This window comes from Niabella ginsenosidivorans (assembly GCF_001654455.1).
Classification (GTDB): Bacteria; Bacteroidota; Bacteroidia; order Chitinophagales; family Chitinophagaceae; genus Niabella; species Niabella ginsenosidivorans.
In genome coordinates this window covers 4,286,522-4,312,021 of sequence record NZ_CP015772.1, presented here as the reverse complement: position 1 = coordinate 4,312,021, position 25,500 = coordinate 4,286,522, and the positions used below count along the sequence as shown (strand labels likewise).

The following is a 25,500-nucleotide window of genomic DNA, read 5'->3' as shown; positions in this document are numbered from 1 at the left end:
TCCCTGTTCCTGGTTTTTATCAGGAAGCATTATTGAAACAATAATACATCATTCAATGAAATTAAAACCCCGGTCAGGTATCGTTTTTCTGGCATTGCTGCTGACAGCAGCCTGTACAAATAAAGCAAAAGAGCCCAAACCGGCTGAAACTGCTACAGCAGCGGCTGATACAAATATGCAGCCGGCGCCCCCGCCTGCTTTAACAGAAGCCCCCTCCGGCGTAATGCCCTCCTTTAAAATGGTGGATGAAAAAGGACAGTTCGTACCCCTGGAATCGTTAAAAGGAAAAAAAGTATTTGTAAACATCTGGGCGTCCTGGTGCCCGCCCTGCCGTGCTGAAATGCCATCGATCCAAAACCTGCGTAAAAAGCTGGGTGATGATAAAGTAACTTTTGTATTACTTTCTGTTGACAACAGTTTTGAAGAAGCCACAGAATTTAAAAAAGCACATGGGCTGAAGCTGCCCATTTTTTACCCGGGAGAACAGCTGCCCGTCCTGTTCAATGTACAGGCCATCCCCTCTACATTTATTTTTGATGAAAAGGGAACGCTGATCCGGAAGATGGAAGGGATGGAAAATTACGACACACAGGAATACAGGGACCTGCTGAAAGGATAACCCATTTACTACCCGGGCGTTATTGGATCAGCTTTTGATAAAGGCTGTTGATGACATCATATAGTAATGCGATCGTTGAATTTTTATATTGGGGAATGCACCCGTTGGTAATCACCACAAACCCGAACTTTTTTTCCGGTTGAAAGAACAGGCTGCTGAACAGGCCATAGGCATCTCCGGTATGCCCTACCATTCTTTCCCCGTTAATAAGGCTGTCCGTTACCCATAAGGCCAGTCCGTAATGCTCTTTATCAGAGAGCGGGGTTTGCATGGTCCTGCTGCTTTGTGCTGAAATAATCGTTACCCCGTTGCCGGTACCATAGTTCATATGCATCATCATATATTTTGCAAGATCCAGGCCAGCTATTTTCATACCGCCGGTTGGTGAAAAAACAGGAGCGCTGTAGCCCCTTATATAATGAGCCAGCCTCGCTTTGGGAGAAGTATAAGCTTCCGGCGCACTGTTAAAGGTTTTTAATGAGTCGTTATATTCATACAGGGTCACCAGGCGGTTCCTGTCTAAGGAATCAACATCGTAACCGCCATACAGGTGCAGGGGAACTAAAATATGCTGCTTTACGTACTGGTCAAAGCGCTCACCGGATTGCTTTTCAAGGATGCTTCCTGCAAGATTAAAATTCAGGTTGCAGTACTCATAACCGGTGCCGGGCTTATAATTGTTATAACAGTTGGCCCAGTTGGGATTCTTTTCGGGGTTGACCACATCCAGATTAAAATACCCGTTTTGATCATTGAGGCTGGATGTGTGCGACAGGAGCATCCTGAGCGTTATGGGCACATCCGGGTATTTGGGATTGTTGATTGTAAACCCGATCAGTTTCGAAACCTCATCATCCAGGCTGATTGTTCCCTTTTCCACTAACTGCATTAAGGAGGTTGCAGTAAATGACTTTGAAATAGAGGCAATACGGAAAATGTCCGTGTTCTGGATAAGGGTTTTATCTTCCCGGTTTTTATACCCGAAGGATCTGTTATAAATGATCCTGTTGTCTTTTACAGCCACAACAGATAACCCGATGGCCCTGTACTGATCCATCAGTTGTATGATCGTATCTTCTACTGAAGACTGGGCAGCTGCACGTAATTGGAGTAAGCAAAGTAAAAAGACTAATAAAGAGCACTGCTTTATCATTGAATGACCTGTTTATAGTGAAAGATACAATTTTAATAAACCGGTTATTACAGGGTATATAAAACTTATTTTTTTACTGTATCTTTAATAGACGATATCCCCTCACGTAAAAAATTAAAACTATGGCTACACAATTGTTACAGGAACGGCTGAAAAACTGGTGGCTGCTCCTGCTTTCCGGAATTTTATTTCTTTTACTGGGTTTCTACATGTTCAGCCAACCTCTCGCATCCTACCTGGCCTTATCCCTGTTCTTTGCGGCCACCTTTCTGGTCTCTGGTATTTTTGAAGTAGCTTATGCCTTTAGCAGCAAAAGCTATGATGCCGGCTGGGGCTGGGCCTTATTTGGAGGAATTGTCAATATTATTTTCGGGATCTTTCTGCTTTCATACCCTGCGCTGACCATGACCGTTCTGCCAATGTATATCGGTTTTGTTATTTTGTTCCGTTCTATACTGGGCATCTTTCATTCTTTCAGCTTAAAAAGGATCGGCATTTCCGGCTGGGGATGGGCGCTGTTTGCAGCAATTATCGGGATTGTTTTTGCAATAATGATGATTACGAACCCTGTATTTGGAGGCTTAACCATCGTTGCATATACGGCTATTGCCTTACTGATGCTCGGACTGGTCCAGATTGCGCTTTCGCTCAGGTTAAAGAATATAAAGAACCGGTTAAAATAACGTGCCTCCGCCATTCCTTATAGCAGCGGTGAAAGCAGCCGGCAGGTTTTTTCAAACAGTTTTACATATACCGGCCGGTTGCGCCATTTTACAGGATCGATCTTTTCGGCATATTGCAGATCATTTTCAAAAACCTGTGCCAGTTGCGCTGCTAATGCTTCATCATAAATAACAGCATTTACCTCAAAATTCAGGTCAAAGCTCCTGTGATCCATATTGGCTGTGCCTATCATTGAAAGATTGCGGTCTGATACAAATGTTTTTGCATGTACAAATCCTTTCTGATAGCGGTAAATTTCTACACCTGCCCGCAATAGCTCGCTGTAATAGGAATTAGCGGCTGTATTTACCAGGAGGGAATCGGAAACGCCGGGTACCAGCAGCTTTATTTTTATGCCGCTATAGGCTGCAACGATCAGCGCTTCCATAATGCTTTCGCCTGGTATGAAATAAGGAGTGGTAATTAATAGTTCCTTTTTGGCAAGGGCGATAGCCTGCAGTACGGTATATAGAATGGTGGGATTGTCTGAATCCGGACCGCTGGCAGCGGTCTGCACTACTTTATTTTCTGCCTGCTTCAGGGAATCTGCTTTTGGAAAGAACTGCTCATTATGCTGCAGGGAATCATGAGCGCAAAAATTCCAATCCGTCATGAACAGGTATTGTATATAATAAACTGCAGGCCCCCGGAGCATCAGGTGCGTATCCCTCCAATAAACTGCATTATCCAGTCCCGGTTGGTTAATGTATTTATCACTGATGTTAATACCTCCTACAAAAGCTGTTTTGCCGTCAATTACAATTATTTTCCGGTGATTCCGGTAATTCAGCCGGTTGGCAAAAGCGATGAACAGCACCTTATAAAAAGGCACTGCTTTTACACCACCCTGTTTCAGCCTTTTGGCAAGTTTTCTTCGTATGGAATGGCTCCCGAAATCGTCATAGATAAAACGCACTTCAACGCCCTGCTTTGCCTTTTCAATAAGAACATCCGCAATAGCATTGCCGATGGTATCATTTTCATAAATATAATATTCAATATGGATATGGTGCTGTGCCTGCCTCAGTTGTTCCAGCACAAGCGGAAACTTTTCTTCGCCATTGATCAGCAGCTGTACATGATTATGCGCAGTTAAAACAGATGAGCCGTCTTTTAACAAATAACGGAACAGGCGACTGTTGTAGACAACTGATGGGTTTCCCTGGGCAAATACATTTTGCGAATGTAACTGGATCTTGTCTTCCAGTTCTTTTTGAAGCGCTTCATCCTGCACTAATTTTTTGGAATACATTTTCCTCCGGCGATAATTTACTCCAAATGAAAAATAGATGAATATGCCGATTATGGGAACAAAAAGGATCAGGAGCAGGTAAGCGAGTGTTTTGGTACTGCTTCGGGTATCATAAATGATCCGCAGGCTTACAATCAGCAAAGCGATCATGTAAATTATTTCCCCGATCAGGATCCAGTCCGGTTTCATCAACAGTAATTTTCTGATCCTAAGGTATGCTTAATATGCAGCATTCCGGCTACTGCCCTGTAAATAGTTCCCGAACCAGCGAATAGGAATGGAGCTTTTTCTTTTGGTCAAATATCTGGGAAATGACCATCAGTTCCCGGATGCCTGTTTCAGCAACAAAACCGGAAATTCCCTCTTTTATTGTATCCGGGGTACCGATAAAGCTTGCGGAAAGCATTTGCATAACCCCGTATTTTTGCTCGGGCGTCCATAACCGTTCCATTTCTTCATAAGGAACGGGTGGTTGCAGGGGCGACCGGCTATTGGTAAAAATACCCAGGAACATCCGGTACAGGGAGGTTGAGAGGGAAGCTGCTTCTGCCGCGGTATCAGCTGCAATTACATTTACGCAGGCCATCGCATAGGGTTCGGCAAGAAAAGAAGAAGGCCGGAACCTGGTGTGATAAATTTCCATCGCCTGCTGTAGCTGGGCAGGTGCAAAATGCGCGGCAAATGCATAGGGTAACCCCATTTCCGCAGCCAGGTATGCACTGTCTGTACTGGAGCCCAGCACCCAGATGGGAACTGTAACCCCCTCACCGGGCAGGGCCCGTACCCTGGCCGTTTTGTTTTCCTTACTGAAATATTGCTGCAGGGTTTGAATGGCTGCTTTAAAATCATAATGCATATTCATAGGTGCCTGGCGGATGGTCATGGCAGTTAAGGCATCGGTTCCCGGCGCCCGGCCCAGTCCCAGGTCGATACGATCGGGGTATAAAGTGCCCAGGGTGCCGAACTGTTCTGCAATGATCAGCGGGGAATGGTTCGGCAGCATAATACCTCCGGACCCTACGCGTATGGTTGTGGTACCTCCGGCTACATAACCGATCAGCAAAGAGGTTGCCGCACTTGCCACACTTTCCATGTTGTGATGCTCTGAAAACCAGTAACGTGTGTAACCCAGCTTTTCTGCATGTTTTGCAGTATCCAGGCTGCGGTGGAATGTTTGCTGTATCGTATCGCCCTTGCAAACGGTTGCAAGGTCCAGGATAGAGTATTTTATATTTTGTAATTGGTTTTGCGGCATGGTTGCAGCTTTAATGTATTAGGATAGATCATCAAAGGTATATTAACAGCCAGGCCGTTGAAAAGTTGTACAGGGTGGAATGCAACCCTGTAAATGTTATAAGTAATCCCGGAAATCCTGTAACTGTTTGCCCTGTGGAAAAGCGGAACTTTGTATTATACTAATAACTTAAAAAAGCGGAATGATTATGGATACTTTACGATTTAAGACGAACCTGAAATGTGATGGCTGTGTAAGCAAGATCACTCCTGCCCTGGATGAGCTGAAAGAAGTGCATAACTGGAGTGTTGACCTGAAGGATCCCGATCGGATATTGACCCTATCCGGCGAAGCGCTGGATGAAAAAGCCATCGAACAGGCGCTGCAGCAAAACGGGTACAGGGCGGAAAAGATCCGGGCAGGCGCATAGACCTGAAAAAAATAATCTGAGGAGCCAGACATTTTTGGGCTGATCAAAAAGGTCCTTGATTGTCACCCCGAAACTTCGGGGGAGCCTGACGAAATATAGACAATTAAGCGGGTTAGCCTTCCTCAAGCTGACATTACTTTTTGGTTGGCCCCGGCGTTTTGCCTCTTTAGCACTTATTCGTGCATTCGTGGCATTATAACCAGTGCTATTAGTTATTTTTATTCGTAGACGTTCAGGTTAAAATTTATGCGCCCATTCTGTGGAAAAAATAGCATAATCAAAAAAATTGTATCTTTGCAGCAAGGCGCTTCTGTATGAAGTGCCTTTTTATTTTGCTTATGACAGCAGATACTGTTATATAAACCTCTAATTAATTGTAAATGTGTATTATGTACACATTAAAATCAAATGAATGAATAAAAAATTATTTCCCCTGGCCTTAGGCGGGCTGGGTATAGGAACTACTGAATTTGTAATAATGGGCTTGTTGCCGGACGTGGCTGGTTCTTTAGGCATCACCATTCCGGTAGCAGGTTACCTGATCTCAGCCTATGCGCTGGGTGTGGTGATCGGCGCGCCGCTGCTGGTAGGCATGTCTTCGCGGTTCCCGCCAAAAAAGATACTGATCGGGTTGATGATCCTGTTTACGTTATTCAATGGTCTTTCTGCCTTATCGCCCGGTTTTTATACCTTGTTCCTGGCCCGGTTTTTTTCCGGCCTGCCGCACGGGGCGTTCTTTGGGGTGGGCACTATTGTGGCATCGCGCCTGGCAAAAGAAGGAAAGCAGGCGCAGGCCATTTCTATGATGTTTGCCGGGCTAACCGTTGCCAATCTTGCAATGGTTCCATTGGTGACTTATATAGGGCACCACTTAAACTGGCGGTATGCGTTTGGCGTTGTTGCAGCAATTGGTGCATTTACCATCCTGTTTTTGCAACTTTGGCTGCCCGCTTTGCCCAGTCAGAAAACAACCAGCCTTAAAGAGGATCTGCAGTTTCTGATGACGAAAAAATCCTGGCTCATCATTGCCATAACGGCTATTGGCTTTGGCGGGTTGTTTGCCTGGTTTAGCTATATAGCACCGTTAATGACAAATGTTGCAGGGTTCAGCAAGAACTCCATGTCTGCTATTATGGTTCTTGCAGGGGGCGGTATGGTGCTGGGCAATCTGACAGGTGGTTATATGGCAGACCATATGCGCCCGGCAAAGGCATCGGCAATATTATTATTGCTGATGGTGATGGCACTGATGATCGTTTTCTTTTTTTCCGGCAACCAGGTGACCGCATTAATACTGACATTTATTTGCGGCGCCTTATCTATGTCCATTGGAACGCCTGTAAACATTATGATGATCCGTTCTGCAAAGAAATCGGAAATGATGGCCGCAGCAGTGATGCAGGCTGCCTTTAATATTGCCAATTCCATAGGCGCTTTCCTGGGCGGCATTCCGTTAAAGCAGGGCTATGATTATAATTATCCTTCATTGGTAGGGGCCGGTCTTTCGTTTATCGGCCTGGGGTTGTGTATTATTTTCATAATGCGGTATCAGCCTGTAAGAGTTACTCCTTCAAAAATAAAAAGGGCGGCTGTTGAGCCGGTTATCATTCCGGAAGGCTGCGAAGCGGGTTGTTGATGATGGGTTTTGCAATTTCGGAACACAATAGCAATTACTGCTGTCAGCGGCTTTGTAGCACCTTTTTTTAGCCTTCGTCAAGCTGGCTGACATTGCTTTTTGGTCAACCCTAAGGGTTGGAAGGGATTTATTATCCGAATGATCGGATTCAATAAACCGGTTATCGCACGCATAAATGAAAATGCTTACTGTTGCCTTACTACGACATTCGTTTTTGTGGTTTTAATGTCTGAAAGAGATTAGCATTTTTCCTGATAACAGAAGCGGGTTATAGTAATGCCGCCAGGTCTGCCAGGGTATTGGCTTCTGTGGCGGGCTTATCCTCGCGCCAGCGCAGGATTCTGGGAAACCGCAACGCCACGCCTGATTTATGCCGCTTGCTTTCCTGAATCCCTTCAAAGGCTATTTCAAAGACCAGCTGCGGTTCTACGCTTCTTACGGGTCCAAATTTTTCAAGGGTATGCGCTTTAATCCAGCGGTCCAGCCTGTAAATTTCTTTATCGGTGAGCCCGGAATAGGCTTTTGTAAAAGGAACCAGCCGGTCATTGTCCCACACCGCAAAGGTATAATCCGTAAATAAATTCGCCCTTCTGCCGGAACCGCCCTGGGCATAGATCAGCACTGCATCAACCGTCATAGGCTCGGTTTTCCATTTCCACCAGTTGCCCCTGCGTCTTCCTGTTTCGTAGGGGCTGTTGATGCGTTTGATCATCAGCCCTTCACAGGAATAATCCCGGGCATTTGTGCGGAAGCGGGCGGCCTCTTCCCAGCTTTTCAGATCCAGTAACCGGGATAACTGCAGCACTGAATTTACAGAAGGCTGGTTCAGCAACTGGGAAAGCAGCATCCGGCGTTCTTCCAGTGGCCGGGAGCGGATGTCTGCACCCTCATGTTCCAGCAGGTCAAAACAGATCATAATGATGGGAACTTCCGTTAAATGTTTGGCAGAAAGCTTTTTACGGCCGATGCGGGTCTGCATCTGTCCAAAAGGCAATAACTGCCCGTTTTTCCAGGGAATGATCTCGCCATCAATAACGGTTCCGTCTGGCAACAGCTCCTTCAGGCGGTCAAACTCAGGGAATTTATCCGTAACCAGCTCTTCGCCCCGGCTCCATACAAACACCTGGTGGTTGCGCACGATCAGCTGCCCGCGGATGCCATCAAATTTTTTTTCCAGGTACCAGTCTCCGATTGCGCCCAGGGTGGCCCCCGGGTTTCCCTCCAGCGGATAGGACAAAAAGAAGGGGTAGGGCAGGAATATTTTCTGGCCTGCGGAAGGAGCCTCAAATAAAGTCTCCGGGGTTTCATGATCCGGGTCCCATTTTCCCATCAGCCGGTGAGCAATTTCCTTTTCATCTTTTTCAAGATGCTGGGCCAGCGCCCTGATCACCAGTTGCCGGCTGACACCCATGCGGAAATTACCGGTGATGAGCTTGTTGAACACAAAATTTTCCTCCACGGTATGCTGCTTCCAGAAAAGGGTAATATAGGCTTCCTGCTCTTCAACGGTAAGGGTGGCCAGTTCTCTCAGGGCACTGATAAGCCCGGCTAAGGTTAATTGTGCCGTATCTTCACCGGGTGCATTGCCGGCAAGGTGCGCTAATGTTTCTGCAAGATCGCCTACAATATAATAGGAGTCTTCGATCAGCCAGAGCGGAAGGCCGGTGAGCCGGGCCATCCAAAGGCGCAGGTTCGTGGTGGTTACAGGCCGCCTGGGACGGTTACCGATCAGCAATGTAATTGCCCAAAGCAGATCCCTGTCCGTTGCCTGCCGGAAATATTTTACCAGGGCGGCTACCTTAACCGAGGTTTTTGTAGAGCTGTCAATTTCCTGGAAGAGTTGAACAAAATCTTTCATGCTGTTGGGTTTGTTGAATCTGCTGCCAGGGTTTCTTCTATACTGTCAAACTGTGTTTTTAATTCCACAGCTCTCAACCCATAGGCTTCGCAGAGCCATTTGCTGTAAACCGCCTGGTATCCGTGGGTTACATAAACGTTTTCGGCTCCGGTTGCTTTTATGGCCGTGTTGAGCTGCTCAAAGTCGCAATGATCGCTCAATGCAAAACCTTTATCCACCGACAATCTTCTGCGGGGGCCACGCAATGCCATCCAGCCGCTGCAAACGGCTATGCGGTAGGGTTGCAGCTTGCGCAGCCAGGGTGAGCCGAGGACGCTTTGCGGGGCAATGATAACCGCGTTTTTTAAACGTTCTTTCGGGGTCTCGGGGGTCAGCCATTCTCCCGGGAAACAGATACCTGATCCTGCAAGTGCTTCATTCATGTTAAACACGGCGCCATGTAACAAGGGCACGCCCAGTTCCGGATCGAGGTTGGCTAAAATATTCTGCGATTTGCCCAATGCATAGCCGATCAAAACGCTGTTCAATCCCTGCCGGGCGTTTGCTGCGCACCAGTGGTTGATCTCTTCATAAATTGTTGCACAGGGCTGGAACTGGTAAACCGGCAGACCAAAAGTGCTTTCTGTTAAGAAGCTATGGCATTGAACAGGCTCATAAGGTGTTGATACAAGATCGTTGTTCAGTTTATAATCGCCTGTAATGACCCATACTTCCCCTTTATATTCCAGCCGCACCTGTGCCGAGCCGATGATGTGGCCGGCAGGATGAAAGCTGATAGTAGCACCGTTGATGACCAGGGGAACATTATAGTCCAGTGTTTGCACCTGAATATCCGGGCCCAGCCGGTAACGGAGGATCTCTTTGGTCAGTGGATGGCAAAGATAGCTGCCCATGCCGGGGCGTGCATGGTCGCTGTGACCGTGGGTGATCACCGCCCGCTGTACAGGCTTCCAGGGATCGATGTACAGATCAGCTGCCGGAAAATAAATACCTTCTTCTTTAAAGAGCACCATAAGGTGTAATTTAAGTAAAGGGAGATGTACAATCAAACCTACATCAAATTTTCCATTCAAAAAGCATATAATGCTGACAAGAAAATCAATGGGTAATGCTCCTTGGTTAAAAATACTGATCTGTTGAAATGTGTGTTCAGCATAGATCAATCCCATACTATAAAATATTTTTTGGATTTAAAACAGAAATATTATATTTACCTTTGGATGGTTAAAAACTAATCGGATGTATGAAAAATAATAAAGGCTGAAATAACTGTTGATGAAAGTTGCCGGCTAAATCAAACCCTGCTGAAAAGAGTATCTGAAACTGATGCGATTTTTGGTATAGCAACTTCCCATATTGCCGATTTTATTGTAATCGAGGTTTATTGCACCGCTCATAAGGGCTCTGTTTTGGTGTAGAGTGATTCGTCATATAAGTTGTTCTTTTATGATATGGGGTATGACAATTAGAAAGGCCAGCGTGGATGGGTTGAAGGAAAAGCTTCTGGACCTAAACTATTACTGGAGAATATAGACAAACGAATACTGTATCTAATTGAGATGAATTATTAAAGTAAAGCTTAAAGCTGGTTAACATAAAAAACGCAATAGATCGTTGCATATGATACTATTATGACCTAAACTGTGAATATAAAAAGCGAAATATGAAGATAATAACCAGAATGCCTGCTACAATTGCTTGTTGTTTTTTTGCTTTATTATCAATTGGCCAGGTAAGCCCGCTGCCTATTTTGAATACGCCCAAATCTCCTAATACGGCAGCAATGGAACGATTTGGCAATTATGAAGTGGACCTTTTCCGGGGCCTGCCACAAATCAGCATCCCCCTGTTTGAAGTAAAAACGAAAGGACTGTCGGTACCCATTAGCCTTGATTATCATGCATCGGGGATAAAAGTGACGGACGTGGCAAGCTGGTCTGGATTGGGTTGGAATTTAAGTGTAGCAGGCGCTGTGACCCGCACTGTACGAGGGCGGCCAGATGAGGAAACTACCGGTCTGTTTAATATTACGAACCCTGATCCTTCAACACTTAACCCTTCAACACCGAATGGATATTATTTACTCAAGAATATTTTTGAAAATACCCGTGATGCGGAACCGGATATTTTTTCCTTTTCAGTTCCCAATGACAATGGAAAATTTGTTTTTATAAATAACCAGCCGGTTTTTATTCCTTACCTGCCTTACAAAATAGCAAAAGCTACGAATCAGCCATGGAATTTTAAATTGACGAACGCTTCAGGGATTAACTATTATTTTGGTGGTACAGCTACAGAAGGTAGCAGCACACAAAGAGGTTCTTCATCATTTGGATCAATAAATTCCTATTTACTCACAAAAATGGAAACCCCGGATCAGAAAGATTCTGTACTTTTTAGTTATTATCCCAGCCAGATGCTTTCTTATCCCGTAGATTGGGAAGATTATACGGATATAACGGATGGTATACAGGCTGGCCAGCAAGGCCAGAGGACTATGTATCCAAACTATATCAGCAACACCCTGACAGTTTCTTCAATGGTTGATCAACGACAGTTGCAACAAATTATCTATCCTTCGGGAAAGATTGAATTTGAATTGGACGCCGCTACACGTAGCGATATTCCAGGCGATAAAGCCAAAGCGTTAAAGCGTTTAGTGATTTACGGAAAATCTAAAAGCACCTATACTGTACAAAAAACGATAAATTTTTATCACAGTTATTTTACCGGTAATAATACATCGCGTCTTAAGCTGGATTCACTGGTAATTGCATCTGAAGACAATGCAGAAAAAGAAGTTTATCGGTTTACCTATGATGAATCTTCTCCCTTTCCTGCAGCGGATTCTAAAAGCAGGGATTTTTGGGGATACTATAATGGTAAGTCCAATACGACCCTTATTCCCGGAACATCGGCGCCCTTTAGTAATGGGTACATAACAACTGGTCCGTATGGCCAGTTTAAAGCCATAAAAATAGGCGGTACTGACGATGCCCGTGACCCTGATTCCGTGAAAGCGCAATTGGGCGTTTTAAAGCGGATCCAGTTTCCAACGGGTGGCTATTCTGTATTTAACTATGAATTAAATAGATACAGTTATGCGACAGATACATTGCTGGGAGGTGGGTTGCGTATTAAATCGATTTTCAGTTTTCCTTCCCAGGGGGCTGTTCCTGTTATTAAAACCTATGTTTATGGACAATATCCGGGTGATCAGTCCGGCGTAGGAATCATAAATTCCCTTTCAGGATTCCGATACCGGAATTTAACGACTAAAGTAGAAGAATTTGCCTTAAACACTGCTGGCGGACTTCCGTTTCCTTATGTAAAGCAATCCTGGGTCGATAGCTACTATAGCTCAAATGCATATAAGGACATTAATGACTATGATGGCACCAATGTATATTACCCATTTGTAACAGAATATACCGGTACCTCCGGGGCTAACCTTTCCAAATCGACCTATGAATACACTTTTGATTATGACCAAATTGTTACCAATACTTATGACCGTATTCCTTATGCAACCACTAATTATTGGAAACGGGGTAAGCTGACGCAGAAAGAAGATTTCAAAAAGCTGGCCAATAACCAATACAGGCTTATTCATAGAATTTACAATACGTATACTAATATTAACAACGGCGTTTTCCCTAATGCCGGTATCTTGGTTGAAGAAAGAGTAAGAAGAGTAGGTCAGTTCTCTGAAGAGGTTCAGGATGGGGCGTTGGGCTACCCGCTTCCATACAATTCCTCTTATTACGACATCTATTCCGGGGCACTGATGTTGTCAAATACCAATGAGTATACCTGGGATTCTACCAAAAATATTATTGCTCAGAACCTTACGGTCTATAATAGTAAGGGATTGATCAGCAGTAAAAAAAGTATAACGTCTGCACAGGATACCCTGATCTCTATGGTGAAATATCCGTTTGAATATAACCTTCCCGGTTCAATGGATAATACATCAAAAGGATTGAAGAATATGAATGACCTGAACATTATTAATCAGCCGGTTGAAGAGATCAATGGTATTAAATCACCCGGAGGAACAATACAGGTGAACTCAGGAAGTATTAAAACATTCTATTCAAATGTGCCTGTTATAAAAGAAGATTACTATTATGAGCGTACTCCTGCAGGTACTAATAATTACACAGCGTCTGTAGTAAATACAAGTGGCCAGTTTGTTATACCTGGTGGGTTCAGGAAGCGGCTAAATTATTCCCTGGTAGATCCTCAGAATAACATTATTGAATATGCAAAGGACGGGTCAAAAACGGCTTTATTGTGGAATGAAAAAGGTGCTATTATTGCTGCGGCAGAAAACGCGGAGTTTGAAGCGATTGCATTCGGCTCTTTTGAAGACTCCACCAAGGGAAACTGGATGTACAATGAAAGCGGAGTGGTTACGGATAATTCACTGACGACCGGAAATAGAGTCTATTCTATTTCACCAACGGGTAACATTAGTAAAAATAATGTTCCTGTCGGCAGTTATATTGTTTCTTATTATGCCAAGGCTGCCTGCCTGGTCAATGGCGGCGCTCCTGCAAAAACAATCCCAATGGGGTCATTAGGATGGAATTATTATGAACATCAGGTTACATTAAACAGTACTTCATCCATTACGGTTACAACCACGGCCACTACATTGGTGGATAATATTCAGCTCCGCCCTGGTAAATCAACAATGAAATCATTAGCCTATAATTCCTTTGCTAATATTTCGGCAGAAATAGATGAAAAAGGACGACCTGCTTTCTATAATTATAACGGGCTGCAACGCCTGATAAATATTAAAAATGAGAAGGGTGCTGTGCTTAAGGGTTTTCAGTATGATATAAAAAATTACCCGGTACTTCCGCAAACGCTTCCCGTATTTTATTATAGTAATTCAGCAAGAGGAACCTTTAGAAAAGCAACCTGTTCTTCAACTGAAAATGGTTCTTATGTAGATTATACAGTTTCCTATGGAAGTTATGTTTCCCTGAATTCGCAATTAGAAGCCGATCAAATGGCGCAGGCTGATTTAAACCAGAACGGTCAAAATTATGCGGATGCTTATGGAAGTTGTATCTTAAAAACATTTGTAGAATGGAAGCCCTCCGGGATTTATTGTCAAAAAAGGGTCGATAGTATTCCTACAAAGAACCCGCAGGGATACGTCGTTTCCGTTGCGTCCGCTCCCGGGTCTAATAACTATACCATCGTTACCGTTTCCCGTACAGTACCGGATCAGGATTCCAGGGCACTGGTTAAGATTGTGGTAAATTATCTGGGGGGTAACCCATCTATAAATACTGAGATCTTATTTGAAGTAGGCGAATCTGTCAAGACCAGGACCGTAGGTGGCTCCGAATGGCTAAACTCCAACAGGAATGGGGCTTCAATTATAAGTATCGATCCGCTTCCGTTTTATACGTACACGAATATGTATGTATACGGAACACGCACTAAATACGTAGGCGGCGAATATGTTGCTACAGAACCCAATTTAAAGGGAAGTGGTACCGGCCCTTATTTTGCACCTATACGGGGAGATGACAATAAATGTCCGTTTGCATTCCCCTATGGACAGTCCACTACTGAATATCCTTCAACAGGGGCTTACGCCAGCAATAAGTATTTTATGGACTATTACAAGCAATGCAGTGGCGGAGATGGGAGCCGGGAGCTATATGTAGTGCCTTCAGGTAAATACACCTCACTGATCAGCCAGCAGGATGCAGACCAGATGGCCATCAATGACATTAATACAAATGGGCAGACTTATGCCAATACGGTAGGTACCTGCCCTGTGTCTACAGCGCCTTTATGGACCACTACGGGCAATAAGCGTTGTGTGAAGGATGCCTCCAATAACAATACGGGTTATCAGGAACAGGAAGAAAAAGACCTAAATAGTAATAGCCCCACGTACAACCAGACAAGGTGGATGAATATAGGAATGAATAGTTCAGCCTGCCCTGTATCGCAGATCAGTATTACGTTTTCGACAAAGAATAATTTACCGGGCGCTATTTACTTTATGATTTTTGTGGACGGGGTAAATTATACAGGCCCCAGAAGTATAGCCGGAGGCATGACTATGCCTGTTGACTGTGTTGTTCCGATCAATAATAATTCTAAAGTTGAGATTAAGCTTAGTTCTGGTGCGATTCCATCCCTTACAACGCTTGCCGGTTTTTGGGGTACGTTCAATGCCGGTACAAGTAATAATGTAATTACGTTTAATGGGATCAATTTTTCGCAATCACAAACGGTCAATCTCAATTTTAGTTATTAATTCTAAACCGTAAAAGTCAAAATTATACCTCTTATGGGCTATAGTAAATTATTTTTAACGGCATGGTTGATGACAGTGGCAGCAGTAATATATGCCCAGAAGCCCACTACGCTGCCGTATGACGCTACGACATCTGTGAATGCTATCCGAACCTGGACAGCAACGGCACCGGTAACCACGCCGACGGCTTTGATGCAGGGAGGGTTACTGCAAAGTAAGGAAGCCACACAATATTTTGACGGCCTGGGGCGCCCCTTGCAAACGGTGATCAAAAAGGGGTCAATGGTAACGACTACTACGCTAAATGTACAGACCGATACGGCCAATGCCAAAGACCTGGTTACGCCGGTGCTGTATGATGAATTTGGCAGGGAAGTGTACAAGTTCTTACCGTATGCTGCTCCATCGGCTGCAAACGGAAGCTTTAAGAGCAGCCCGTTTACTGAGCAGCAAACCTTCTTAAGTAACACTTATGGCAACCAGAATGAAGATTATTTTTACAGCCAGGCCGTATTTGAGGCTTCCCCCCTGAACCGCGTACTGGAACAATATGCGCCGGGAAAAAGCTGGGCGGGAAGCTATGCGGCCACCACAGAGGCCACGCGCCATAGCGTCAAAAGCAAATACTGGATCAATACCGCTAAAGACAGCGTAAGGATCTGGGAGGTAGCAGACGGTCAGCCGGGCACGGGTAGCGGTGCCACGCAGGCCAACCGGACGATAGCCAGCTATAACGGAGAAACAGAGCTCAAAGCTACCCAGAGTATCACTTTTACGGATGGGTTCTATGTTCCTTCGGGCAGCAGCCTGCATGCATATATCACCAGTGCGGGTACGATCACCCCCGCTATTACAAGTAGCTACGCCAGTACCCATATCTATCCTGAAGGAACACTTTATAAGGACGTAACGGTAGATGAACAGGGCCGGCAGGTGATCGAATTTAAAGACCTGCAAAATCGGGTAGTATTAAAAAAGGTCCAGCTCGATGACAATGCCGCTGATAACGGATCCGGGCATAATCATACAGGCTGGTTGTGTACGTACTACATTTATGACAAAACGGGTAACCTGAGATGTGTGGTCCAGCCAGAGGGTGTTAAAGCGCTGGCGGCTAATGGCTGGCAGCTCACGGCAACCCTGTTATCCGAGCAATGTTTCCGTTATGAATACGATGGCCGCGGCCGGATGATCATCAAACAGGTTCCGGGGGCTTCCGAAGTCTTCATGGTCTATGATCTGCGGGACCGTTTGGTGATGACGCAGGACGGGAACCTGCGGCAGGACGGACTATGGAACTATACACAGTATGATGAACTGAACCGGCCGGTAAAAACAGGTTTATTGAGTTCAGCAGTAGCAGGACAACCGGCCCATGCCACTGCCGCGATGGCTTTAACGGGTGATACGAATGCGGAGATCCAGTACCCCACCAATACAATGCTCACAAACGGGAATGCGAGTGTATTAACAGAGACCTTCTATGATGACTATAACTGGATGGCCGGCCGCACGGATCTGGGCGGATTGGACAATAACTATAGTACGGCGCATAATACTTATCTGAAAACGACTACAGAAACAGTGTTCCCTTACACCCAGGCCAATACCATGGATAGCCGTACCACGGGGATGGTAACGGGTGTGCGCACCAATGTGCTGGGTACCGCCAACTATGAATACACGGTTACTTTTTATGATGATCAGCTACGCCCGATCCAGGTAAAGAGCAAAAATCATACGGGCGGTGTGGACCTGGTAACAACACAGTACAGCTGGGCGGGCCAGCCGCTGACCATGGTAAGTACGCAAGGCAAGGCAGGCACCAATGCCACCACGGTTACAATAGTAACGCGCAACAGCTACGATGCATTATACAGGATAGTGAAGACCACGAAACAGGTGCAAAGAGACGCGGGAACCATGAGCACGGAAAAAGCGATCACCATTAATAAATACGATGCGCTGGGCCGGCTGATCAACAAAAGCCTGAATCCTACGAATGCCGATGGCAGCACAGCGCTTGAAAAGCAGGCTTATGAATACAATATACGAGGCTGGCTGCTGGGGATGAACAAAGCCTATGCAAATGGAACAGCTGCTACCGACATCCGTTTTGGATTTGAACTAAGCTATGATAAAGGCCCGTCGCAATCAGCAGCGGGTGTACCGGTTTATTTTAATGGAAATATTGCCAGTATGACCTGGCGGGGAAAGAACGGCAGTGCGGAGATCAGGCGCTACAAGTTCAGTTATGATGCCGTCAACCGGCTGTTAAAATCAGACTTTGGGCAATATACCGGCAGCAGTTTCGTAAAAACAACAGTGGATTATACAAGCCAGATGGGCGATGGCAGTACAGCAGCCAGTGCCTATGATTACAACGGTAATATTAAAGCTATGATCCAGAAGGGAATGTATAACAACGGGATCATCAACATGGATAACCTGGTGTACAGCTACCAGCCGGGCAGTAACAAGCTGGCTAAGGTCTCAGAAACCGGGGTGAACACCAAAACCTATGGTCTGGGCGATTTTAATGATGGTACCAATAGCGGGGATGATTACGATTATGACCTGAACGGCAACCTGGTCAAAGACCAGAACAAGAACATCGGCGGCATCAGCTACAATATACTGAACCTTCCTCAATCGATCACGGTAACAGGGAAAGGAACAATTACCTATCTTTATGATGCGGCGGGCAATAAGCTGCAGAAGAAGGTAACGGAGGGGTCAACAACAGAGACAACGGATTACCTGGGCGGGCTGCTCTTTGAAAACAATGTGCTACAATATGTGGCCATGGAGGAAGGGCGTATACGACCCAATGGCAGTGGATGGACCTATGACTATTTTCTCAGGGACCATTTAGGCAATATACGATCGATGGTGCAAGAGGATGGTACCTTGCTGGAAGAGACGCATTATTACCCGTTTGGCCTGGCAATGAAAGGGATTAGTTACCAGAATACTGGAGTGGCGGCAAATAAGCTCAGGTACAACGGTAAAGAAGAACAGCGGCAGGAATTTAGTGATGGCAGCGGATTGGAGTGGCTGGATTATGGAGCAAGAATGCTGGATAACCAGGTTGGGCGATGGATGGTTATTGACCCGATGGCAGATATTGACCGAAAATGGACGCCATATAATTATACCTTCAACAACCCGCTGCGATTTATTGACCCGGATGGCATGCTTACCGTGGGAGCAGATGGGTTAACGGCTGAACAGTGGGTGGAAGCTTCGAGACCTGGGGCAAGTTCTAATATTGCAATTGACTATCGGCGACAGAATAGAACAGAAGAAAGAAAAGACGATAGAAGTATAAACAATAGTAAAAATTGGCTGCCATTTAATAAAAGTGATTTGGAAACTTATGGCCGATCCACAGGTTGGGTAACGGCTGATATTGAAGCATATAAAAGTATACAAATGGGAGAGCTAATGGAAGCTATATTTTCTGATTTTATGTCTTTTTTTGAAGACAGTAAGATGGCAAATTTTCATAAAAATCTAGACAAATTCGATGAAGGTACCGGAAGAAACACGGTTCCGGATTTTGTTGCCGATGGTTTTTTCTATGAAAAAGTAGGGCATGGATTTGGGTCGATTAAAATATGGACAGAGGAAATCAAATCTCGAGTAAGGCAATCAATTATTTTCGAAGTTAAAGCAGGTAATAAAGGAATTTATTTGTCGTCTAATCAGGGTCAAATAAAAGGGCATATTGATAATCTTTATGTAAAAATGGCTTATTGGAGGCAAAAGGGTTATATTCCATCGGTTACATTAATTACAACGTATGATGTTCCATATTCTCCAGGTATTAACAATTATGCTAATAAAAGAGGGATAGAATACTTTCATTATAAAGCAATGTACAGGATTGTTAATGGTCAGTATGAATTTGGTTTTTGGAACATGAATACGAGTGGCTCAAGGCTGATGTCACATTAAATTTGTTAGTTCATGAAATTTTTTTTATTTTTTTTTATCTTTTTATGTATGCCTCCGTCAAATAATGATCATAAAATAACAACCGCCGATTATAAAATAGTATCTGTCGCCAAGCTGAAACGTATTCTTGAAAAGGAACCGCGAGATTGGTTAAGGTATGATATGTGTTTGCAGCATACGTATGCATTTGTTTATTTCCTTAAAAGTGGTGAAGCTATCTTAATGCCTAATAGCCTTCAAGATGAGTTAGAGGGCGTCCTTTTTAAGGATAAAATGATTTTTCAAAAATATTATAAATCGGGCTATTTCCCCATTAAAAACGAGCATGCGGATATTACCCTGGAGGAATCCTATCAAAACGAATTAAAACATATTGATCAAACGGTTGATAGGATTATAGAAGCGTATACAAAAAATGATCGAGGAGCACCTAAAGAAAAAAACGAAAAAATTGCATTTGTTCTTAGAAAATATGGAAAACAGTTTAAAAAAGGGAGTAAAGATAAACGGTTTGCTTTGATGTTATTAGCAGGCGAATTAACAAGGTATTCCAAATCCGGTAAATGGGCGTTATTAAAAGAATATGGAACTTTTAATCCCTTCTATAGACCCATTATTATTTATCCCAATGGCCGGTATTTATTTGGTATAGAATGTGCACATTATTTTTTCAGTTATTTTATCTCAGATCACGAAGGATATCTAAAATATCCGCCAATTAAAGATCCCCGCAATCTGGTTGAGAAAGATAAAGATCGTATTTTATACAATGTTGAGAATTAGAGATGCCTCGTCATGGCTGTTTTCCGAGTGTCGTCATTTCTGCATCTTTTGATCAGCCATCGGGAAGTATGTCCTAATATTAAGAATTAGATACTTATAAGGTCGTCGGCTCGGAATGGAAAACCAAACAAAAGACTGTAGTAGCAGTTGGTCTGAAGCTGGTTGCGGTAAGGGATCATCCCGAAAATTTTGCAGACAGGGCTCCTGAATTTAAGATACTGAAGACAAAGTTTGGTTTGCAGGCAATAGAGTCTACTACAAACCCTATAGAATTCCTGTTAGGATCAGTACCGGGATTAGTAGAAAGGTTATCTTTGAAATTAGCCGCTGAGACGGGAACATCAGTTTTAGGGCACTATCCCGAATATGTAAAACTTGCAGAAAGCATAGGAGCAAGAAGATTTCAAATACCGACAAGTGTTTGGAATAAGATGTCGGCAGCAGAGCAATGGACTGCAAACACCAAGTTTCTTGATAGAATGATTTTGAGAGGGGATAACATTAGATTGGCTACACCGCTTAATCAAGTTAAACCGGGCAGTTTCTTCCAGAAGGAATTGAATTATTTATTTGACAAAGGCTACAAAGTAAGTTCTGACGGACTTTGGTTAGTTAAATAGAAAGCTATGGATAATAACGAAAAAATATGGATAATAACGAAAAAATATATAGCTTTCTAAAGTCAAACGGCTTTGAGCTAATTGAAAAAGATACATCTGCGTTTTTTGGCGACTACTATGATACATTTTCCAATGGCTTTTTTCAATTAAGGTTTAGTAGTTCTAAATCATTTGAAACGGTTGATATACGGAGTAATCAGCCCAATGAAAGTTGGTATGATTTAGCATTGGTAAAAGCCCTATTGTATGATGAAAAAAATCTTAACAATGTAACTTTCATTGAAGAGCACAGGAGCTTTTTACAGAAAAAACTTACCAATATCGCAGAACTCTTCAGTGATGTAGATTATCCAGCTACAAAAAAGAGATTGGAAGAATTAGGGAATGAAAGAGCAGAACAAATGTTCCCAGGGATGAGGAAATAAACAGAAGCCCGGCAAGTCCGGGCTTTTTTACATCAAAGAAATCTTGCTTGCTTTAATAAAGGAGAGTATAAAATAAATTGTGTAAATAGATTAAGCGACTGCATTTAGAGGCGGCATCTGTTGTCAAAGATAGTTAAGAACTGATGGAGTATGAACCTCCAATTTTGGATGGGCATACTCCATTTTTTTTCGATATTAGTAATGGACATGTAAACAGCCTTTAAGGCGGCCTGATCATCGGGGAACTGTACTTTGGTTTTTGTATATTTTCGGATACCCCGGTTCAGGTTTTCGATGGTATTGGTGGTATAAATGATTTTGCGGATCTCCAGCGGAAAGTCAAAATAGCTGGTAAGGCAGTCCCAGTTGTTGCGCCAGGCCTCAATGGCGTGACGGTACTTATGCCCCCATTTTTCGGATAATTTTTCCAAAGCACTTCCTGCCGCATCCCGGTTTACAGCCCCATAAACGTCCTTTAAATCAGCGCAGAAGGTTTTTCTGTCTTTCCAAACCACATACTTGCAGGAGTTGCGGATCTGGTGTACCACACAGAGCTGGGTTACCGTATCAGGGAATACCCCTTTGATGGCATCTGTAAAACCTTTGAGATTATAGGTGCAGGCGATCAGGTGTTATTTGTAAACGTCATCGCATAAATTTCACCGCCCTGAAAAATCGATTTTTTTGTTGCCAGCAATTTGAAATCCTTAAACCCGGCAAGGGCTGCCAGCTTTTTTGCTTTTTCCGGTGGTACAGGGTACGGTACCCATTTTGAGGACTGGTGCGTATCATATTCAACCAAGACTAAAGCACCACCCAGGCTGAGGTGTTCTTTTAGTTTTGTAATGAGCTCCAGTTGATCTTCAACAAAATGTAATGAATTGGCCATAAGTATTCCTGATAACGGTGGAACAGGCAGGGAATGCTTTTCAAAGTCCAGCTGAAAGAACTGGATGCCCGGCTCTTTGAATACCTGGTGCTTTTTATCAAAAGCATAGATGGTGCTGTAAGGTGGCAGCAGATCCGCCAGTGCATAAGTAAACGTACCGGAACCGCATCCTAAGTCCGCCCAGCGTTGTGGGGTGGTGCAGGAAATCTCTAATGGCTTTATCAGATTTTTTGCCTCCCATATCTCCATTACTTCATGGTTTATTGTTCTCAATAGGGTTATGGAAAAAAGCTGCATTGTTAAGACGGTCGTCTCTTCCTGTAAAGAGGCGGATCAGTGGCTGCAATACTGCTCTTTCTTTTTATCGTTGTTATAAATATAAATAAATCAACAGAGTGGGTCATACTTTTTATAAATGTGGTATGAACTCTTTTAAATATCTTCTTCCTCTATCTCTTCTAAACCAGTATACAACCGGTTGTCTTTTACAAAGTTGCACCAGTGGCAATCTGCCTTTCCGCAGCCTTTGTAAAATTCCCGGTTCTGAATGCGTTGCCAGGTGTCGGTAATCTGCTGTTTTACAATTTCAAGATGCTCAGGAAGAATGATTATTTTCTGCTTAATGAAGTTTTTCTTTTCATCCGGTTCAATAAAATCAAACTCTGTACTGGTAACAGTCCAGTTCTTCTGGTCATAATGATCCACCAGGAGTTTATAGAACACCGCCTGACGCCAGTAGTCGCCACCATTAGGGTCTTTTTCTGATGGAGGTTTTAATTTGGGCTGGGCATATTTGATGCTGCCGGTTTTATAGTCCACCACGTTTACCTCTTTGCCATTGAATTCCAGTTTGTCCAGTTTGCCTTTTAAAGGAACCCCGTTTACCACAACGTTTTTAATATTCAGCTCTACCATCACTACCTTGTTCCAGGCGCCGATATAATTATTATAATACTCCGGAAGTATAATGGCCCCCTGCTCCATACGACGGTCAAATGTTTCCTTTGTAAAATTTTGCCGGTGGCGCCGCATATACCATTTAAAGTCGTCATAAAGCGTTTGCACCGGTGGAAAGTTATTGTTTTCATCCTCCCGCATCTTGCGGAAAAAGCGCTCCAGTGCAAAGTGAATGGCGCTGCCGAATTCCGTATTCTCATTTTTGCCGGATGGAATGCGCAGCAGGTTCTGGTAGTAAAATTTTAAGGGACAGTCCAGGTAGCTGTTCAGCGCGGTTACGTTCATCACAAATTTTTCCAGCAACGGTGCAATAAAGTTTTCTTCATTGCTTTCAATAGAAGGCGCCTGTGCGATAAACTGCAGCTGACGAAAGCGGGTCATACTATCAGGTGCAATTTCCCGCGATTGAATCTTCAGATCATGCTGTTCCAGTATTTCAGCAATAAACAGGGAGGGCTCCAGCTCCTTTCCTGCATTGTTGAATTTTGCATAAGAAATATACAAATGTTTTTCGGCGCGCGTAATGGCCACGTAAAAAACCCTGCGCAGCTCCTGGAGGGAATCTCCTTCCGGCTGTGAGCTGAACACCGTATCCGGTAGCCGGAAAAGGGCCGGGAAGGTTTTCTTTTTCTCCCAGTAGCTGGCATTTGTTCCTGCCAGAAAAACATATTCAAATTCCAGCCCTTTGCTTCCGTGCGCGGTCAGCAGGTTTACCCCCATGTCGTTACCAATTGTACGGATCATTGAGAGCGGAATGTCTTCTTTTTCCATCATATCAATGGTGCTGATCAATCCATCCAGGTTCAGCTGTGGATCACGGCTGTTCTCCTCTTTTACAAAATCAAAAAAGGCCGAAAGATACTGCATCAGTGCTGCTTTTTCTGCGTGCTGCATAATATAAGGCAGCACTCCTGCGGTGCGGATAATATTTTCGACAAGCTGCTGTAAAGTAACATTGGAAACATCCGCAATCAGTTGCTCATAAACAGCGCTGCAATTTTTTAATTCCGGATGAATGCCGGTATCAAACAGATCCCTTGCCGGTGCATGGGCCTTTTCATACAACAACTGCCTCAGGGAAGTGGCTTCACCCTTGTATTGCCGCCTGTTGACCTCTGTATTGAGCTTTGCAATTTCTATAGGAGGAATGGCATAGAAGTCATAATGTAATATTTCAAACAGTAACTGATCACCGCCATAAGGAATATCATGCTCGGCATTCAGGTATCTTAAAACAGACAGGATCTTTTTGATAAAGGGATGCTGCAATAAATTGACCGGGCGTTTGCTGAAAACGGGGATCTGCATCAGCTGCAAATAGCCGGCCAGCGCCTCGCCATATTTGTTTTCTTTATAAATAACCGCGATGCGGCCGGGAGCTACTCCTTTCCGTATCAGCTGATCTACTTCCTGGCAAATACCGGCCATTTCTTCCTTTTCACTGTTATATTCTATTAATTCAGGTGGGTCTGTTAAATGATTGATGGCCTCATTGGCAGCCACCAGCTCTTTGCTTAGCCCCGGAAGCTGTGTGGTCAGCCGTTCCGTATTTCTTGTTATGACCGACTTTGACAGATCCAGTATCGGCTGTATGCTCCGGTAATTACTGGTAAGCACTATGGTCTTCAGATCCTGCTGGTATTGCTGCGCAAAGTCGAGCATGTTCTGCACATTCGCGCCCTGGAAACGGTAAATGCTCTGATCGTCATCACCTACCACAAAAATATTGGGTTGTTCCCAGTAGCTGATCAGCAGTTGTATGATCCTGTTTTGTGTACCGCTGGTGTCCTGGAACTCATCAACCAGTATGTACTGGTAGCGCTCCTGGTAGTCTGCCAGAAGCGGCCTGTTCTCTTCAAAAGCGCGGATCACCCAGTTGATCATGTCGTCAAAATCATAGCGGCGTTTGTCATTCATGAGTTGCTGAAAGGTGTTGAACTCATTGATGGCCGCGCGCACTCTTTCCATTTTTTCCGTTGCTTCCGCAATTTTATCGGTTCTTAGATCGCCCTTTTTAAATTCTTTTGTGGCGCGTTTGGCAATGTATTCATCGCGCAAAGGCAGGTCATTGATATATTCATCAATTTTCCGGTTGATCCATTCCGGAGTCCATCCCTCACGTTTCATAGTAGAGAAAAGCTGCTGCAGGTGCGGTGCTTCAAAATACACATCGCCCCGGTAACGTTTCAGCGGATGGTTTCTGGGAAAACTATCGATAAGCTTTTTGAAAAGCTCGATGCGCTCCAGCTCTGATACGGGATCCAGCGCGTTCTTTTCGAACAGGGAAAGATGATCCTGGATCACATCATTGCAAAACGCATGAAAGGTGTAAATATTCACTTTATAGGCATCGGCCCCGATAAATTGCTGCAACCGCCTGCGCATGGCTACCACACCCGCGTCGGTATAGGTAAGGCAAAGAATGTTTTCGGGCAATGCATCGGTATCGAGCAGAATTTTCCCGATACGTGCTGCAAGGATCTGTGTTTTACCTGTACCGGGACCTGCTATTACCATCACCGGGCCTTCCAGGGTGTCCACCGCTATCTTTTGCTGCTGGTTTAATTGCTGATAGACTTCATTGAACTTCTGCTCCAGTTGCTGCTTCGGAAATGCCATTTGTATTTTTTGTTATGGTTTGTAATTCACAAACGCATCTTTATAAA

The 25,500-nt window shown here is 44.2% G+C and carries 16 protein-coding genes and 1 pseudogene; 9 read left to right on the top strand and 8 right to left on the bottom strand.

The genetic code is table 11. The features are described 5' to 3' along the window. Positions 1-55 precede the first annotated feature (55 nt). Positions 56-619 (top strand): TlpA family protein disulfide reductase, encoded by a 564-nt coding sequence (locus tag A8C56_RS18210; protein WP_067759232.1) that lies wholly within the window; start codon positions 56-58, stop codon positions 617-619. 19 nt (positions 620-638) lie between these two features. On the opposite strand, the gene A8C56_RS18205 is transcribed toward A8C56_RS18210, so the two are convergent. Continuing rightward, complete coding sequence (locus tag A8C56_RS18205; RefSeq protein ID WP_067759229.1) at positions 639-1,772, bottom strand: serine hydrolase domain-containing protein; 1,134 nt, start codon at positions 1,770-1,772, stop codon at positions 639-641. 122 nt (positions 1,773-1,894) lie between these two features. On the opposite strand from A8C56_RS18205, the gene A8C56_RS18200 reads away from it, so the two are divergent. Then, a complete protein-coding gene (locus tag A8C56_RS18200) occupies positions 1,895-2,455 on the top strand; it encodes an HdeD family acid-resistance protein (protein WP_067759227.1) in 561 nt (186 codons plus the stop codon). A gap of 17 nt (positions 2,456-2,472) precedes the next feature. On the opposite strand, the gene cls is transcribed toward A8C56_RS18200, so the two are convergent. Both cls and A8C56_RS18190 read right to left on the bottom strand, forming a co-directional pair. Further along, on the bottom strand, positions 2,473-3,936 hold the full coding sequence (gene cls, locus A8C56_RS18195) for a cardiolipin synthase (protein WP_067759225.1): 1,464 nt from the start codon (positions 3,934-3,936) through the stop codon (positions 2,473-2,475). A 49-nt stretch (positions 3,937-3,985) separates the two neighbouring features. Continuing rightward, positions 3,986-5,002 (bottom strand): LLM class flavin-dependent oxidoreductase, encoded by a 1,017-nt coding sequence (locus A8C56_RS18190; protein ID WP_067759222.1) that lies wholly within the window; start codon positions 5,000-5,002, stop codon positions 3,986-3,988. Between the two features lie 187 nt (positions 5,003-5,189). On the opposite strand from A8C56_RS18190, the gene A8C56_RS18185 reads away from it, so the two are divergent. Beyond that, positions 5,190-5,411 (top strand): heavy-metal-associated domain-containing protein, encoded by a 222-nt coding sequence (locus A8C56_RS18185; RefSeq protein WP_067762247.1) that lies wholly within the window; start codon positions 5,190-5,192, stop codon positions 5,409-5,411. A gap of 412 nt (positions 5,412-5,823) precedes the next feature. After that, positions 5,824-7,047 carry an MFS transporter gene (locus tag A8C56_RS18180; RefSeq protein WP_067759220.1) on the top strand — a complete coding sequence of 408 codons (1,224 nt, stop codon included), beginning with the start codon at positions 5,824-5,826 and terminating at the stop codon, positions 7,045-7,047. 268 nt (positions 7,048-7,315) lie between these two features. On the opposite strand, the gene A8C56_RS18175 is transcribed toward A8C56_RS18180, so the two are convergent. Both A8C56_RS18175 and A8C56_RS18170 read right to left on the bottom strand, forming a co-directional pair. After that, entirely contained in the window at positions 7,316-8,905 is a 1,590-nt protein-coding gene (locus A8C56_RS18175; RefSeq protein WP_067759218.1) for an ATP-dependent DNA ligase, read from the bottom strand. Continuing rightward, positions 8,902-9,918: a ligase-associated DNA damage response exonuclease gene (locus A8C56_RS18170; protein ID WP_067762245.1), complete on the bottom strand. Its 1,017-nt coding sequence runs from the start codon at positions 9,916-9,918 to the stop codon at positions 8,902-8,904. Before A8C56_RS18170 ends, A8C56_RS18175 begins: the two co-directional genes overlap by 4 nt. Before the next feature lie 650 nt (positions 9,919-10,568). Here A8C56_RS18170 and A8C56_RS18165 point away from each other — a divergent pair. The 5 genes from A8C56_RS18165 to A8C56_RS18145 all read left to right on the top strand — a co-directional run bounded on the left by A8C56_RS18165 (position 10,569) and on the right by A8C56_RS18145 (position 20,988). Next, positions 10,569-15,200 carry a DUF5977 domain-containing protein gene (locus A8C56_RS18165; RefSeq protein ID WP_067759216.1) on the top strand — a complete coding sequence of 1,544 codons (4,632 nt, stop codon included), beginning with the start codon at positions 10,569-10,571 and terminating at the stop codon, positions 15,198-15,200. 33 nt (positions 15,201-15,233) lie between these two features. Next, complete coding sequence (locus A8C56_RS18160; protein ID WP_067759213.1) at positions 15,234-19,160, top strand: DUF6443 domain-containing protein; 3,927 nt, start codon at positions 15,234-15,236, stop codon at positions 19,158-19,160. A 12-nt stretch (positions 19,161-19,172) separates the two neighbouring features. After that, the gene (locus tag A8C56_RS18155) at positions 19,173-19,943 is read left to right on the top strand and encodes a hypothetical protein (RefSeq protein WP_067759211.1); all 771 of its coding nucleotides are present in this window, start codon (positions 19,173-19,175) and stop codon (positions 19,941-19,943) included. Positions 19,944-20,257: 314 nt separating this feature from the next. Beyond that, positions 20,258-20,563 (top strand): hypothetical protein, encoded by a 306-nt coding sequence (locus A8C56_RS18150; protein WP_157098030.1) that lies wholly within the window; start codon positions 20,258-20,260, stop codon positions 20,561-20,563. Positions 20,564-20,589: 26 nt separating this feature from the next. Then, complete coding sequence (locus tag A8C56_RS18145; protein WP_067759207.1) at positions 20,590-20,988, top strand: hypothetical protein; 399 nt, start codon at positions 20,590-20,592, stop codon at positions 20,986-20,988. A 104-nt stretch (positions 20,989-21,092) separates the two neighbouring features. Here the strand turns inward: A8C56_RS18145 and A8C56_RS18140 are convergent. The 3 genes and pseudogenes from A8C56_RS18140 to A8C56_RS18130 form a co-directional block, all read right to left on the bottom strand. Then, a pseudogene (locus tag A8C56_RS18140) lies at positions 21,093-21,617 on the bottom strand (IS256 family transposase); the annotation flags it as partial. Further along, positions 21,614-22,126 carry a class I SAM-dependent methyltransferase gene (locus tag A8C56_RS18135; protein WP_067762243.1) on the bottom strand — a complete coding sequence of 171 codons (513 nt, stop codon included), beginning with the start codon at positions 22,124-22,126 and terminating at the stop codon, positions 21,614-21,616. The pseudogene A8C56_RS18140 and the gene A8C56_RS18135, both read right to left, overlap by 4 nt. Before the next feature lie 183 nt (positions 22,127-22,309). Next, a complete protein-coding gene (locus A8C56_RS18130) occupies positions 22,310-25,453 on the bottom strand; it encodes an ATP-dependent helicase (protein ID WP_067759201.1) in 3,144 nt (1,047 codons plus the stop codon). Positions 25,454-25,500: the final 47 nt, after the last annotated feature.

Coding starts and splice junctions, on each gene's coding strand:
- A8C56_RS18170 (WP_067762245.1), bottom strand. CDS start 9,918: ATGGTGCTCTTTAAAGAAGAAGGTATTTATTTTCCGGCAGCTGATCTG.
- A8C56_RS18160 (WP_067759213.1), top strand. CDS start 15,234: ATGGGCTATAGTAAATTATTTTTAACGGCATGGTTGATGACAGTGGCA.
- A8C56_RS18180 (WP_067759220.1), top strand. CDS start 5,824: ATGAATAAAAAATTATTTCCCCTGGCCTTAGGCGGGCTGGGTATAGGA.
- A8C56_RS18145 (WP_067759207.1), top strand. CDS start 20,590: ATGGATAATAACGAAAAAATATATAGCTTTCTAAAGTCAAACGGCTTT.
- A8C56_RS18130 (WP_067759201.1), bottom strand. CDS start 25,453: ATGGCATTTCCGAAGCAGCAACTGGAGCAGAAGTTCAATGAAGTCTAT.
- A8C56_RS18185 (WP_067762247.1), top strand. CDS start 5,190: ATGGATACTTTACGATTTAAGACGAACCTGAAATGTGATGGCTGTGTA.
- cls (WP_067759225.1), bottom strand. CDS start 3,936: ATGAAACCGGACTGGATCCTGATCGGGGAAATAATTTACATGATCGCT.
- A8C56_RS18155 (WP_067759211.1), top strand. CDS start 19,173: ATGAAATTTTTTTTATTTTTTTTTATCTTTTTATGTATGCCTCCGTCA.
- A8C56_RS18165 (WP_067759216.1), top strand. CDS start 10,569: ATGAAGATAATAACCAGAATGCCTGCTACAATTGCTTGTTGTTTTTTT.
- A8C56_RS18175 (WP_067759218.1), bottom strand. CDS start 8,905: ATGAAAGATTTTGTTCAACTCTTCCAGGAAATTGACAGCTCTACAAAA.
- A8C56_RS18210 (WP_067759232.1), top strand. CDS start 56: ATGAAATTAAAACCCCGGTCAGGTATCGTTTTTCTGGCATTGCTGCTG.
- A8C56_RS18135 (WP_067762243.1), bottom strand. CDS start 22,126: ATGGAGATATGGGAGGCAAAAAATCTGATAAAGCCATTAGAGATTTCC.
- A8C56_RS18205 (WP_067759229.1), bottom strand. CDS start 1,772: ATGATAAAGCAGTGCTCTTTATTAGTCTTTTTACTTTGCTTACTCCAA.
- A8C56_RS18200 (WP_067759227.1), top strand. CDS start 1,895: ATGGCTACACAATTGTTACAGGAACGGCTGAAAAACTGGTGGCTGCTC.
- A8C56_RS18190 (WP_067759222.1), bottom strand. CDS start 5,002: ATGCCGCAAAACCAATTACAAAATATAAAATACTCTATCCTGGACCTT.